This is a genomic window from Pseudoalteromonas sp. SWN29 (assembly GCF_015864465.1).
In the GTDB taxonomy this organism is placed as follows: Bacteria; Pseudomonadota; Gammaproteobacteria; order Enterobacterales; family Alteromonadaceae; genus Pseudoalteromonas.
In genome coordinates this window covers 11,925-25,208 of the sequence record NZ_JADYXE010000026.1, presented here as the reverse complement: position 1 = coordinate 25,208, position 13,284 = coordinate 11,925, and the positions used below count along the sequence as shown (strand labels likewise).

Here is a 13,284-nt window from a genome sequence, read left to right as displayed (position 1 = left end):
GTTCGTCTTCAAAATAAACTGAATATGAACATGGAAGTAACATAGGATTTATTCGCGGCTATTAAAAAATTAATTCATTTATAATTAGTCAGTTACATTATTTTTGAGATTTATTATAAAAATTTTGGAAGGATATTTTGAAATTAACTGTTTTGTTGCCAAATGGCGAATTTATCTAAAAAGGTTGCAGTGTGAAAGCTAAGTTATAGCATTGAGTTCATAACTTAATGCGCCGTAAAATATAGGTTCGCTTGAGTTAAGCAAACCTATATCGTGTGCCAGCCATCCGCAAAAGTACCGCTATTGGAGGGAGGTAAAATTATATAGATTTAAACTACTTCCAACCTTGTAGCCACTTTTGGTTATCTTTTAAATCTCGCCAACTAATTGGATATTGATTTTTTGACATAACAGCCTCGGTAATACACTCAATTACATTGCCGTCTTCATCAAATTCCACCTCAACAATAATAAAGTGCTTTTCTTTATTTATAGCAGGTGTTGCGGTCCATTTACTATTCAATAATTTTTTAGGGTTTAATTTATTCATTTAATATAGCGACTCCTGCTAATATCACAGCTTATATAAAGCAACTATACGACCCCAACACCTACTTAGTTCAGGTTACTGCGCAACTAGCTTACCTTTGTACATTTGCATTTGGCAATGAAAGTCATATTCACCAGCTTCAAGCGCAGGTAGTTTAACTGTATTGCCATCACCCATTGCCAGCGTTTTACTTATATCAAGCTGTGGAAATACCACTGTTTCGGCGCACGGCGCGCTGTCTTTTCTATCAAAGGTAAGTACAACATCTTTGTTGGCTGCCACTTTAATGTGTCCTGGCTTATAAACACCGTTATCAACAACTATCGTTACTTTGTTATCATCACTTTGTGTTTGCTCTGGTTTGTATAGCCAAAACCAATAAATAATTGCGGCTATTAACAGTGCACCACCTATATTAATCATCAACATAATGTACTCCTTAGCTTAAATTACGATTTATTTGGTTTGAAAAAACGTAAGCGATTAGCGTTACTTACCACTGTAAACGATGAAAGTGCCATAGCAGCTCCTGCTACAACGGGGTTAAGTAATATGCCAAAAAATGGATACAACACGCCGGCTGCAATCGGAATACCCGCCACGTTATAAATAAAGGCACCAAATAGGTTTTGTTTAATATTTGAAATAGTTGCATTACTCACGGCAATTGCATCAGCAAGGCCATGTAACGAGCCACGCATTAAGGTAATGTCTGCACTTTCTATTGCTACATCAGTACCTGTACCAATTGCAAAGCCTACATCGGCTTGCGCAAGTGCGGGAGCATCGTTAATACCGTCACCAGTCATACCCACTATTTCACCATTGGCTTGGCGTTTTGTTACTTCGTTTACTTTGTCATCGGGCATTACTTCTGCAATAAAGTCATCAATACCAACTTGCTTAGCAACAGCTTGTGCAGTGGCTTTGTTGTCTCCAGTTAACATAACTAGGTGGATACCTTTCTTTTGCAGGCGCTTAATAGCTTCAACTGAATCCTCTTTAATAGGATCTGCTACTGCAATTAAAGCCATTAGCTTATTATTACTTGCAAAATACATGGGCGTTTTAGCATCACTGGCAAGTGTTTGAGCTTGCTCGGTTGCATCATCAACACTCACATTGTATTTATCCATTAGCGCTTTGTTGCCAAATAACAATGTTTGCCCGTCAACAATGCCGGTTACGCCTTTACCTGTAATGGCATCAAAGTCGGTAACTTTACTCAGTGTTAAGCCATGCTTTTTAGCGTATGCCGTAATTGCTTCAGCCAGTGGATGCTCTGAGCTACTTTCAAGGCTTGCAACACATTGCATTACTGTATTTTCGTCGCTGTTGTTAAATGTAACCACATCGGTAACTTGCGGTGTGCCTTGAGTAATAGTGCCTGTTTTATCTAAAATCATGGTGGTGATTTTAGATGTAGTTTGCAGCGACTCGCCATTTCGAATTAATATTCCCGACTCAGCGGCTTTACCAATACCCACCATAACCGACATAGGGGTTGCGAGTCCCAGCGCACAAGGACAAGCAATAATAAGTACCGTGGTTACAGCAACAACGGCATAAGCAATTGATGGCTCAGGTCCAAAGTTTAACCAAGCGAGGCCCGCAAGTACTGCTATAATCATGACTGTTGGTACAAATATTCCTGATATAACATCAGCTAAGCGCCCTATTGATGGCTTAGAATTTTGTGCACGCTTTACCATATTGATAATATTGGCAAGTGTGGTTTCGCTACCAATGTGCGTGGCTTTAAATAATAAAGTGCCACTTTTATTAATACTTCCGGCAACAACTTTGTCGCCCGTTTTTTTGCGGGCAGGCATTGGCTCACCAGTAAGCATTGACTCATCAACCGTACTGCTACCTTCAATAACGTCGCCATCTACAGGGATTTTTTCACCCGGGCGTACGCGTACTACATCATTTTTTACAACATCACTAATGTCGATGTCTTGCTCTTGATCATCGCGAATTACGCGTGCAGTTTTTGGTTGCAGACCAATTAAGCGTTTAATTGCCTGTGAGGTGCGCCCACGTGCCTTTACTTCAAAAGCGAGCCCTAAACTAATTAAACCGATGATCATCGATGACGCTTCAAAATATACGTGTCTTGCGACTTCTGGTAATAAATTTGGTGCGATTACTACAAACATCGAATACAACCACGCAGTACCTGTACCAAGCGCTATTAATGTATCCATATTTGCCGCATGGTTTTTAAATGCTTGCCATGCGCCGTTGTAAAATTGTTTACCTGATATAGCCATAACTACAAGCGTGACTATACCCACTAAAAACCACGCTATTCGTTGTGTGTCGGTGGTTACACTCATGTCAAAAATAAGCCCGTATATCATTAACGGTGTACCGACTCCTAACGCTAATATCATATTACGCATTAGCTTTTTGTAATGTGCCTCGTCTGACTTTGCTTTTTCATCAAGTGCATCTTGATCAGATTCGTTACTCATTGGCTTAGCTGAATAACCAATGTTTTCGACTGCTTTAATAAGCGTGCTTTCGTCGGCTTTACCTTCTACACGTACAGTACGCTCAGCAAAGTTCATTTCTACGCTTTGCGCACCTTGAACACTATTGAGGGCTTTTTCAATTTTGGCCACACAACTGCCACAATTAGCACCTTCAATAATAAAGTTTTGCGCGGTGTCTTTTGTATTAGTCGTCATTACGCTGCTCCTTATTTGCAGAATCGTTTATTGGATCAACAAAAGATTCTATTAAACTACACACGTCACTGGTATTTGCACCATCGGCTGATGTATCCCATTGCTCCAGAGCTGCATGCATTCTGTTTCGTAATTTTAATGTTTCTTGAAATAGTGCTTCGGTTTCTTCTAGGCGTTTAGTAATGAGTTTACGCGTTAACGGACAAGGACAATTCCCCTGCTCTGACTCGCCTATAATCTGTTGAATATCTTTGAGTGAAAAACCAAGTTGACGAGAGCTAATAATAAACTTTAAACGTTGCTGGTCTCGCTTTGTATATTCTTGATAGCCATTTTCTTCACTGCGTATTGGATTAAGTAACCCAACACGCGTGTAATGACGAACAGTATCGGCAGTCACGCCCATTAACTTGGCGAGTTGTTTAACATACATAATTTAGCTCCGTCATGTTTCAGTAGTTTCATAATAAACCTAGGTGCAACACATAGGTCAATAGCATCATTAAAATGCAATGACTTTTCCCTACAAAAAATATAATAGTATAAACTTAACTCGTATTTTTAATCGAAAGTTGGATATAGTGCAATTAAACGCATACTATAAACTCCCTAACAAATTGATTATTTTATGTTTTGCTAAAATACCTTATCATTTTTATAGGTTGCCTATATAGCAATCTAGGCATAGCAGAAAATGCTAAAAATAATATTCTGATCATTCATTCTTATCATAGTGAGCATGAGTGGACCAGTATGCTTAAAAAAGGATTTGAAGATTCTTTTAAAGAAGAAAAAAGTACGCATTTATTCCATGAATTTATGGATGCTAAGCGCTATCCTCAAGGAAAATTTAAAGAACAATTTTTGACCTACCTCCAACACAAATACATATCTACTAATTTAAGCCTTATTGCTGTAACAGATGACTCTGCACTCGAGTGGGTGACAGGTCACAGGGCTACATTTTTCCCTTCATTACCAATTGTATACAGTGGTATTAACCAAGTTACACCTGAAATTTTAGCAAAAAAAAACATGACAGGTGTTTTCGAAAATAGAAACCTTGCCCAAACAGTATTCGATATAAAGAGAATGACGGGGAAAGAACAGTTAATTGTTATTTCCGACAGCAGTATAACCGGTAAAATAAACTTAAATAAAATTAGAGCAATTAATAAGGACCCAAAAGCACCTAAACATATTTATGAGGTCATCGATTTAAATGAAATAGATATTGCAACAACACTTACCCCATACTCTAAAAACATTCCAATACTGGTGATCGGACAACTCATTAATCCCAATCAAAGAAATGAACTTATTCGCTGGAGCGAGAGTAGCTCTTTACTAGCTAAGCATACTACTAGACCCATATTCACTATTGCAAAAGTTACGTTAAATAATGGCGCAACTGGCGCACACGAACTTGACGGTATTCAGCACGCAATGCAGACGAGTCAGCTCATTAAGAAAATATTAAATGGTACTGAGGCTTCACTGTTACAGCCTATTTTACAGGCGCAAAGCATATGGGTTTTAGATGTTGGAAAATTAGAAGAAATTGGTATTAATTTAGCTTTAACCCCCACACCTAAAGTTCTTATTAATCAAAAAACAAGCTTTTATAAAAAGTACAAAACCTACGTTTGGCTTACTATTACAGCATTTAGCACAGCACTGTGCATCATTATATTAATGGCTGAAATAATTCGACGTACAAAGCAAAACCAAAAAATATTAAATATAAATCAACAGCGTTATAAAGACTTAGCTCAAGCTGGCGCAAATGTATTTTGGGAAACAAATCAATTAGGTGAACTTTGCTATATTTCTGGTAATACAACGTTATTTTTTAATTTATCTCAGCAAAAAATGCTTAATCATACCTTTGAGTCATTATTGAAAAATAACAATAATATTGAGTTTCCTTGGGAAAATTATAAAGTAGCTACTGAGAAAAAAAATAAAATAAAAAACCTAATTATAAAAATAAAATTATCCAGTAAAGATCTTAAAATTTTAATGCTCGTGGCTAAGCCAACCTTTGATCAAAACAGTAATTTTTCGGGTTACCGCGGAATAATTAAGGATATCACACAGCAACATCAGCTTTCGGAACGAGTCGTATATCAAGCAAGCTATGACCAACTTACTGGGCTTATAAATCGCCAAACCTTTAATGAAAAACTGAAAGCTTACTTATCTAATAAGCAAAATAATCAAGCTCCACGCTTTTTATGTATACTCGATTTAGACCGCTTCAAATTAGTTAATGACAGCGCAGGTCACCTAGTTGGTGATGCCATGTTATGTGAAGTCGCGACACTTATAAAGCAAAGCATTACTAATAAAGACTTACTTGCACGTTTAGGCGGGGACGAATTTGCTTTATTAGTTAATGATTCAACTTTAGAGCAAGCTCAGCTCACCTGTGAAAAAATAATTAGTACGATTAGAAGCTATAAGTTTATATGGAATGAACGAATTTTTGACTCAGGTATTAGTATAGGTATGGTGCCTATAACATATGGACTAAATGCGACAGAGTTACTTAGTAAAGCAGATCTAGCGTGCTATAAAGCTAAAGAACTAGGCCGAGGTCGTGTTTATATTACCGATCACGGTAACAATAGTTTATACAACGAAGCACTTCAAATAGGCTATATTGCGAATATTAGCCAAGCTATTACTAATAATCAGTTTTTTTTAGTTAAACAGCAAATAGCTCCACTAAGCTCTTCAATAAGTGAACAAGCCCACTACGAAATTTTAATTCGCTTTAAAGCGCTTGATAATAAACTAATTCCCCCTGATTTATTTATTCCAGCTGCAGAAAAAAATGGCTTAATAACATTAATAGATCAATGGGTAGTGAGTACTTTATTAGCGAGATATAGAGAGTTTTTCCCTGATAATAATACCCTTGTATCTATTAACTTATCTGGGATTAGCCTAAGTAATGAGGCGTTTGTACAACACATAATTAAACTCATAAAAAAAAGTGATATCAATGCTAAGAATATTTGTTTTGAAATCACCGAAACAGCTGCTATATCTCAGATAACTAAAGTTCAAAATTTTATAAGAGAGATGAAAGTACTTGGTATTAAGTTCGCAATCGATGATTTTGGCAGTGGCGCGTCTACTTACGAATATTTAAAAAACCTACCAGCTGATTATCTTAAAATAGATGGCAGTTTAATTAAAAATATTGAACGCAGCCAAGTAGATCAACAAATAGTCAAATCTATTAATGAAATAGCCCATATGATGGGAATGCAGACCATTGCAGAGTTTGTAGAGAATGAACAGATTAACCAAATACTTGAGACTATCGGTGTTAACTATGTACAGGGCTACCATATTGGTAAACCCTGCCCATGTGATGAAAAATAAAAGTTTAGATAAATATCAGCCTTACTTATTTTCACCCTCGCGAGATACTTTTAATTCGTCACTTAGTTGCTGCGCTAAAGCTTGTATTTTAGGCATTGCATCTTGCATTAAGCTTTGTGACATTTGCATAGATTCTTGCATTACAACTGGCATTTTAGCGAGTATTTTTTGCCCAGTATCTGTTTTATAAAAAGCTAACATATCGGCAATTTCTTGTTCATTAAAATGCTTGTCGTACACGTTAACCATCATTGGCTGCATTTTAGCCCAGCTCATTTGCGTTTTTAATACTGCTGTCATATCTGCGTAGTATTTATCAAAAGTTGGCTGCTCAGAAGGTTTAACGCCCATTTGATCAGACATGCCTTTCATCATGCCTTCAACTTGACCATACATAGAATCAACCATCGCATCCATGTTCATTACATTAATTAGTTCATCTATTTTTTGCTGCTTAGTCGCTTCATCTGCGTATAAACTGCTAGAGAAAATCAGTAATGATAAAAGTAATGCCTTACCCATAATAGTATCCTTTAAAATAAATAATCGATTTATAGTCACATGATTTATTAGTATTGTAAAGGGTACAAGCAATGACTAAAAAAGCCGAATAAAATGAATTTATTCGGCTTTTTATAAATTTACTACGTATTAGTCATCTTCTACATTATCCAAGCCTTTAGTGCCTTCTTTAGCTTTAAGCTTATAATGTATTGCGGACTTTATTAGCATGTAGCCACTAATAGGTGCCGTAATTAATAAAAATATAGTGATCAGTATTTCTTTAACACTTAGTCCATGCTCTGAATTTGCAAAATAAATCATAGCAGCAATTAACATGCTTGCCATACCCAACGTGGTTGCTTTAGTTGGCCCGTGTAAACGCATAAAAAAGTCTGGTAGTTTGATTAAGCCTATTGAGCCAATTAAAATAAACGTACCACCAAATAACAATAATATTGATACAACCCATTCGCTGATCATGTTTTCACCTTATTCAATTATATCGCCACGTAGTAAATACTTACATACTGCAACTGTACTTATAAAACCTAGCATAGCAATAAGCAGTGCTGCTTCAAAATAAAGCCCGGTGTCCATACTAATGCTGTACAAAATAATCAACGCGATTACATTTATGTACATTGTATCGAGCGCTAAAACACGATCTGGCACTGATGGGCCAATAATAAGTCGCCATAAATTAAGTAATAGCGATAATCCAATCATTGAAAAAACAATGAGTAATACAGTGTCTAACATTGAAATATCTCCTTTAGTGGAGCTTCGTAGCGTTGTTTAATCTGCTTAATAAGTGCTTCTTCATCTTTTAAATCGAGCACATGTATTAATAAATAGCGTTGAGTTGGTTCTTCCCCTTCCGCGAGTGATTCTGGAATAGGGTAAACCTCGGCGCTAACCGTACCAGGTGTTAATGAAACACAGCTAGCGAGTATGGTAATTGGCATATCATGCATTAAATCTATAGGGACTTTTACAAATGCAGGGCGTAACTTTTTTGCAGGCCCCATTATTAATAAAGCAACTTGTAAATTAGCCACAACAATATCGTAAAGCACTATAATCAACTGCTTGAACGCTAAACCAGGCTTTAAAATAAGTGGCTGAGGGTCGCGTAGCGAAAAACTTAGTAGCGGTATAAATATGGCAAAAAAAGTTGCCAGCACTAAGTGCCCTGCCGATACGCTATTATTTAGTAATAACCATATTACAAATAAAAATACACTTCTAAACGGTGTAGGTAACCAACGATAACGGGCTTGTAATCTCATTACGCACCTCCTCTAATTACAGCGTTAATACCACCGCTTATATCATGCAACTGCGTAGCTGCATCAAGCATGTATTCGCTTATTGGACCGCCGAAAATAACTAATAATGGCGAGCAAGCGAGTAATCCAATAATGACTATTACTTGCAGTGGATGCGCATTTACGCCATCTGAATTTTCATTTTTTCTGTCTTTACGTTCCCAAAACAAGCTAGTACCCGCGCGCGAAAGCGCAATGAGTAATACAAAGCTCATAATTAAATAAACAGGCCAAAACAACTGGGCTTGCTCACTATTTAAAGTGGTTTTAAGAATCCATATTTTGCCTATAAAACCCGATAGAGGCGGCATGCCAGCTACGGTTAACGCAGCAATAATAAAGCATCCTCCCAACAGGAATGGCTGATTTACCATACGTCCACCAACGAGTCTGTCGGCAGCTTTGCCTCGCTGAGTTGCAATTAAATCGGCTAATAAAAAGAGCGCCGCACATACAAGCGTTGAATGTACTAAATAGTATAAAAGCGCAGCTGTTGCATTTATGTTTTGCAATGCGACAAGAGCAACCAAAGTACCTACCGATACCACAACCAAATTTGCGGTGAGCTTACGAAGGTCTTGCGCTGCCACAACGCCTATAGCGCCTACAATAATAGTCGCAATTGCTAAGCCCCATAACCAAGGCTGGGCCATGTGCTCAAGCGAACCCGCTTGCTCACCAAATATTACGGTATATACACGTAACATGGCATAAACGCCTACCTTAGTCATAATTGCAAACAGCGCAGCGACAACAGGCTTTGCGCTTGCATAAGTATTTGGCAGCCATAAGTGTAGTGGTAATAGTGCGCTCTTAAGTGCAAATACAACTAACAGTAATAAACCACCTGCTTTAGCTAAATATACGTCATCACCGGTTAATAATGAGACTTTTTGAGCCATATCTGCAATATTTAATGTACCAAGTACACCGTATAAAATACCCAAGCCAATTAAAAATACGCTTGAACCAACTAAGTTTAATATTACATATTGCAGTGCCGCGCGTGTATTTTGTTTATCGCCTGCATGCATAAGTAGTGAATAAGACGCTATGAGTAATACTTCAAAAAATACAAATACGTTAAATAAATCACCGGTCAAAAAAGCGCCGTTAACGCCTAACACTAAAAAGTGAACAAGTGGGTGAAAAAAGTTCCCCTTAGCATCATCACCAGCACAGCTATATAAAATAACACCTAGGCCAAGTAACGATGTAAGTGCAACCAAAAGTGTAGAAAGCATGTCGGCTACAAGCACAATACCAAATGGTGCTGACCAGTTACCGATGGCATAAACGTTAATACCCGTATTATGTACGTGTATTAAAAGAAGCACGCTAATAGCAAATGTGATAATTGCCATAATGGACGACGCAATACGACGAATATGTAAACTTTTTCCACATGGTGGTAGCAGTAAAATAACGGCTGCTAACATAGGCAGTAAAATAGGGAGAGAAGCTAAATGTTGAATCATTTTTGCTCCTTACTTTCAGCTGCACTTTTTACTAAATGGCCGTCAACATGGTCACTGCCTAAATCGGCACGCCCACGTATTGCTAAAATAACCACAAAGGCGGTCATTGCAAAGCCAATTACTATTGCAGTAAGTACTAAGGCTTGTGGCAAAGGATCGGCATAATCTGTACCAGTACCCAATACCACCGCTTTATTTATAGTAAGACGACCCGCTGAAAACAAAAATAAGTTAACAGCGTATGAAATCATAGTAAGCCCAAGTACAACAGGAAACGTACGAGCTCTTAGCAGTAAAAATATACCGCAACTGACCAATACTCCAACGCAAGATGCGTACAATAATTCCATTAAATATTTACCTCTTTTTTCTGGGTATCTGCTGTCATATTACCTAAGCTTGCTAAAATCATTAACGTAGCACCTACCACGGTTAAGTAAACACCTAGGTCAAATACAATGGCACTGGCAAGCTCTGTTTTACCTATAAATGGAATATCAAAATAATCAAACCATGTGGTTAAAAATGGCTTATCAAAGAACCAACTTCCTACCCCAGTAAATAGTGCGATACCAATACCTGACGCAATAATTTTTCGATAGTTAACACCAAAACGTTCGCTGATCCACGCCGAACCATGTGCCATATATTGTAAAATAAAGGCAATAGACGTCACCAAGCCAGCTATAAAGCCACCGCCCGGAAGGTTGTGCCCACGTAAGAAAATATAAGCCGATACCAACAATGCAAGTGGTAATAAGCTGTGTGAAATACTGGCTAACAAAATAGGATGGCGCTCTCGTGCCCAAGGTCTACCCTCTCCATCACTGGCTGGCATAAATAGTGGGATTCTCGAAAGTACTTTAAATATACCCAGTGCAGCAATACCTAAAACGGTAATTTCTCCAAGCGTATCAAAGCCCCTAAAATCAACCAAAATAACGTTTACCACATTGGTACCACCACCGCCTGTTTTAGCGTTAGCAATAAAGAAGTCAGAAATTGAATCAAGCGGGCGAGTAAGCAATGCATAGCAAATACTTGCAATAACAACACCTAATGTTGAGGCAATGCCTAAGTCGCGCAATACACGTAATGAGCTTGACTCTTTTGGGGTGTGTTGCGGTAAAAAGAATAGCGCCAACATAAGTAAAATAACGGTAGCAACTTCTACTGTTAATTGAGTCAGGGCTAAATCAGGGGCCGAAAAACGTGTAAACGCCACCGATACCATTAACCCCACTATTGAAATCATTAGCAGCGCAACGACTCGCGAACGATGCCAAATAACGGTCGCTATTGCACCTATTATTAATAAACCTGCGCCAATTGCATTATGAACATCTACCGGTGTGCGCGGCATAGTACCTGCCAGTTCTCGCATTTCAAATAATGGCCAACCTGCACACAGTAATACAACGCCCAACATAATAACTAAGTAACGTTGTAGAGAGCCATTTTCAATGTGACTAATTCTTGATTGGCACCACGCGACCATCGATAAAACAGCGCGCTCAAAGGTTTTTTTAGCGTTGAGTGGCGGTAACGAAGCTTGGAACTGAAATAAATATCGACGATTAATATAAATAAACAAACCGCCTGCCACAGCCATGGCACTCATCAGTAGCGGTAAGTTAAAGCCATGCCATAAAGCCACTACATAATCGGGCATTGCTTTGCCTAATACAGCTGAAGATGCAGCAGATAAAATACCGCCGACAATAAAGTGCGGGAACATACCCACAAGCAAGCAAATTACAACGAGGATTTCTATCGGTACACGCATGTAACGCGGAGGTTCATGAGGAGTACGCGGTAAATCAATTGGGTCGCCATTAAAAAACACATCATGGATAAAGCGAGCAGAATACGCGACCGAAAATGCACCCGCAATCGTAGCCAATACCGGTATTAACCAGGACATAGAGCCGAGTACTTGCTGATGCAGCGTTTCTGCAAAAAACATTTCTTTAGATAAAAAGCCGTTAAGTAAAGGCACGCCTGCCATTGATGCAGCCGCGACCATTGCAAGTGTTGCTGTATAGGGTAAAAATCGCCACATACCGTTAAGTTTGCGCATGTCTCGGGTGCCTGTTTCATGGTCAATAATACCCACAGCCATAAATAGCGACGCTTTAAAGGTTGCATGGTTAATTATATGAAAAATAGCGGCAACAGTCGCAAGCTCAGTATCAAGCCCTAATAGTAGCGTTATTAAACCTAAATGGCTTATTGTTGAATAGGCTAGCAGCCCTTTTAAATCGTGTTTAAATAAGGCTATATAAGCACCAAACAACAATGTAGCTAAACCTGTTAATCCAACAAGAATAAACCACGTGTCTGTGCCTGCCAGTGCAGGATAAAAACGCGCTAATAAAAATATACCGGCTTTCACCATGGTTGCAGAATGTAAATACGCACTCACTGGCGTAGGTGCTGCCATTGCATGTGGTAGCCAAAAGTGGAATGGGAATTGTGCCGACTTTGTAAACGCACCGAGTAATACAAGTACCAAGGCAAGTTCGTATAAATCGTGAGATTGAATTATTGCTTTGCTTGCTAAAATTACATCTAAGTCGTAACTACCAACAATATCACCTAAGAGCATCAAGCCTGCAAGTAATGCTAAACCGCCTGCCCCGGTAACCGCCAGAGCCATACGCGCGCCCTTGCGTGCTTCTGACTTATGCCACCAAAAACTAATTAATAAAAATGAACTGATACTAGTTAATTCCCAAAACAACCAAAGTTGAATAACGTTGTTAGACATAACAATGCCGAGCATTGCGGTCATAAACAACATTAAATAACTGTATAGCTTAGCCATTGAGTCGTTAGCGCTGAGGTAGTAACGGGTGTATAAAATAACGAGCAAGCCTATGCCTAAAATCATAAACATAAACAATAAACTGAGGCCATCTAAGCGCAGGGATAAATCGAGTCCTAATGACGGGATCCATGATAAAGAGTAACGAATGGTTTCGCCCGCTAAAACTGCAGGTGCATGATATAAAGTAATACCCAAAGCAATCAAAGGGGCAACAGCCGTTAGGCCTGCGCTTTGATTACGAGATAACTTACCGGTGCATGCAGAAATAACACTGCCAATTAAGGATAACAAGGGTATCCAGAGCAAAGTCATAGTGTAGGGCCTTTTATAATTATAAGTTTATCAGGGCATCCCTATTTTGGTGACTAGGAGATGCTTTTACTGCCTGTTTTTAAACGACATTAATGACTATAGTTATACTGAAAAACACTGATTTTGTCTATAAAAAGCGACTCCATATGGCTGATTTTCATACAACTTCAAACATTTTATTTAGCTCATA

At 38.4% G+C, this 13,284-nt stretch carries 12 protein-coding genes; 1 reads left to right on the top strand and 11 read right to left on the bottom strand.

The features are described from left to right. Window positions 1-334: 334 nt before the first annotated feature. The 4 genes from I6F53_RS11355 to I6F53_RS11340 all read right to left on the bottom strand — a co-directional run bounded on the left by I6F53_RS11355 (window position 335) and on the right by I6F53_RS11340 (window position 3,679). Window positions 335-550 carry a TIGR02450 family Trp-rich protein gene (locus I6F53_RS11355; RefSeq protein WP_002958506.1) on the bottom strand — a complete coding sequence of 72 codons (216 nt, stop codon included), beginning with the start codon at window positions 548-550 and terminating at the stop codon, window positions 335-337. A 75-nt stretch (window positions 551-625) separates the two neighbouring features. Continuing rightward, complete coding sequence (locus tag I6F53_RS11350; protein WP_197239641.1) at window positions 626-979, bottom strand: cupredoxin domain-containing protein; 354 nt, start codon at window positions 977-979, stop codon at window positions 626-628. 20 nt (window positions 980-999) lie between these two features. Then, window positions 1,000-3,246: a heavy metal translocating P-type ATPase gene (locus I6F53_RS11345; RefSeq protein ID WP_197239640.1), complete on the bottom strand. Its 2,247-nt coding sequence runs from the start codon at window positions 3,244-3,246 to the stop codon at window positions 1,000-1,002. Further along, entirely contained in the window at window positions 3,236-3,679 is a 444-nt protein-coding gene (locus tag I6F53_RS11340; protein WP_165741484.1) for a MerR family transcriptional regulator, read from the bottom strand. Before I6F53_RS11340 ends, I6F53_RS11345 begins: the two co-directional genes overlap by 11 nt. Before the next feature lie 320 nt (window positions 3,680-3,999). Between I6F53_RS11340 and I6F53_RS11335 the strand changes: the two genes are divergently transcribed. Further along, entirely contained in the window at window positions 4,000-6,642 is a 2,643-nt protein-coding gene (locus I6F53_RS11335; protein WP_197239639.1) for an EAL domain-containing protein, read from the top strand. A gap of 21 nt (window positions 6,643-6,663) precedes the next feature. Here I6F53_RS11335 and I6F53_RS11330 read toward each other — a convergent pair whose 3' ends face one another. From I6F53_RS11330 to I6F53_RS11300, 7 genes are all read right to left on the bottom strand, one after another. Continuing rightward, window positions 6,664-7,164, bottom strand: a complete 501-nt coding sequence (locus I6F53_RS11330; RefSeq protein WP_197239637.1) for a DUF2059 domain-containing protein — start codon at window positions 7,162-7,164, stop codon at window positions 6,664-6,666. A 129-nt stretch (window positions 7,165-7,293) separates the two neighbouring features. Next, a complete protein-coding gene (locus I6F53_RS11325; protein ID WP_197239636.1) occupies window positions 7,294-7,626 on the bottom strand; it encodes a Na+/H+ antiporter subunit G in 333 nt (110 codons plus the stop codon). A 9-nt stretch (window positions 7,627-7,635) separates the two neighbouring features. Continuing rightward, the gene (locus I6F53_RS11320) at window positions 7,636-7,905 is read right to left on the bottom strand and encodes a K+/H+ antiporter subunit F (RefSeq protein ID WP_007378493.1); all 270 of its coding nucleotides are present in this window, start codon (window positions 7,903-7,905) and stop codon (window positions 7,636-7,638) included. Next, window positions 7,899-8,435 (bottom strand): Na+/H+ antiporter subunit E, encoded by a 537-nt coding sequence (locus I6F53_RS11315; RefSeq protein WP_197178201.1) that lies wholly within the window; start codon window positions 8,433-8,435, stop codon window positions 7,899-7,901. The genes I6F53_RS11320 and I6F53_RS11315 overlap by 7 nt, the downstream gene beginning before the upstream one ends. Further along, window positions 8,435-9,952, bottom strand: coding sequence for a monovalent cation/H+ antiporter subunit D (locus I6F53_RS11310; protein WP_197239634.1), 1,518 nt, complete (start codon window positions 9,950-9,952; stop codon window positions 8,435-8,437). The genes I6F53_RS11315 and I6F53_RS11310 overlap by 1 nt, the downstream gene beginning before the upstream one ends. Then, window positions 9,949-10,302: a Na+/H+ antiporter subunit C gene (locus tag I6F53_RS11305; RefSeq protein ID WP_149594532.1), complete on the bottom strand. Its 354-nt coding sequence runs from the start codon at window positions 10,300-10,302 to the stop codon at window positions 9,949-9,951. Before I6F53_RS11305 ends, I6F53_RS11310 begins: the two co-directional genes overlap by 4 nt. Beyond that, the gene (locus tag I6F53_RS11300; protein ID WP_197239633.1) at window positions 10,302-13,094 is read right to left on the bottom strand and encodes a monovalent cation/H+ antiporter subunit A; all 2,793 of its coding nucleotides are present in this window, start codon (window positions 13,092-13,094) and stop codon (window positions 10,302-10,304) included. The genes I6F53_RS11305 and I6F53_RS11300 overlap by 1 nt, the downstream gene beginning before the upstream one ends. Window positions 13,095-13,284 lie beyond the last annotated feature (190 nt).

What these genes read in the sequence shown, in the direction of transcription:
- I6F53_RS11330 (WP_197239637.1), bottom strand. Translation starts at nt 7,164, where the DNA reads ATGGGTAAGGCATTACTTTTATCATTACTGATTTTCTCTAGCAGTTTA.
- I6F53_RS11340 (WP_165741484.1), bottom strand. Translation starts at nt 3,679, where the DNA reads ATGTATGTTAAACAACTCGCCAAGTTAATGGGCGTGACTGCCGATACT.
- I6F53_RS11315 (WP_197178201.1), bottom strand. Translation starts at nt 8,435, where the DNA reads ATGAGATTACAAGCCCGTTATCGTTGGTTACCTACACCGTTTAGAAGT.
- I6F53_RS11300 (WP_197239633.1), bottom strand. Translation starts at nt 13,094, where the DNA reads ATGACTTTGCTCTGGATACCCTTGTTATCCTTAATTGGCAGTGTTATT.
- I6F53_RS11355 (WP_002958506.1), bottom strand. Translation starts at nt 550, where the DNA reads ATGAATAAATTAAACCCTAAAAAATTATTGAATAGTAAATGGACCGCA.
- I6F53_RS11325 (WP_197239636.1), bottom strand. Translation starts at nt 7,626, where the DNA reads ATGATCAGCGAATGGGTTGTATCAATATTATTGTTATTTGGTGGTACG.
- I6F53_RS11320 (WP_007378493.1), bottom strand. Translation starts at nt 7,905, where the DNA reads ATGTTAGACACTGTATTACTCATTGTTTTTTCAATGATTGGATTATCG.
- I6F53_RS11350 (WP_197239641.1), bottom strand. Translation starts at nt 979, where the DNA reads ATGTTGATGATTAATATAGGTGGTGCACTGTTAATAGCCGCAATTATT.
- I6F53_RS11305 (WP_149594532.1), bottom strand. Translation starts at nt 10,302, where the DNA reads ATGGAATTATTGTACGCATCTTGCGTTGGAGTATTGGTCAGTTGCGGT.
- I6F53_RS11310 (WP_197239634.1), bottom strand. Translation starts at nt 9,952, where the DNA reads ATGATTCAACATTTAGCTTCTCTCCCTATTTTACTGCCTATGTTAGCA.
- I6F53_RS11335 (WP_197239639.1), top strand. Translation starts at nt 4,000, where the DNA reads ATGCTTAAAAAAGGATTTGAAGATTCTTTTAAAGAAGAAAAAAGTACG.
- I6F53_RS11345 (WP_197239640.1), bottom strand. Translation starts at nt 3,246, where the DNA reads ATGACGACTAATACAAAAGACACCGCGCAAAACTTTATTATTGAAGGT.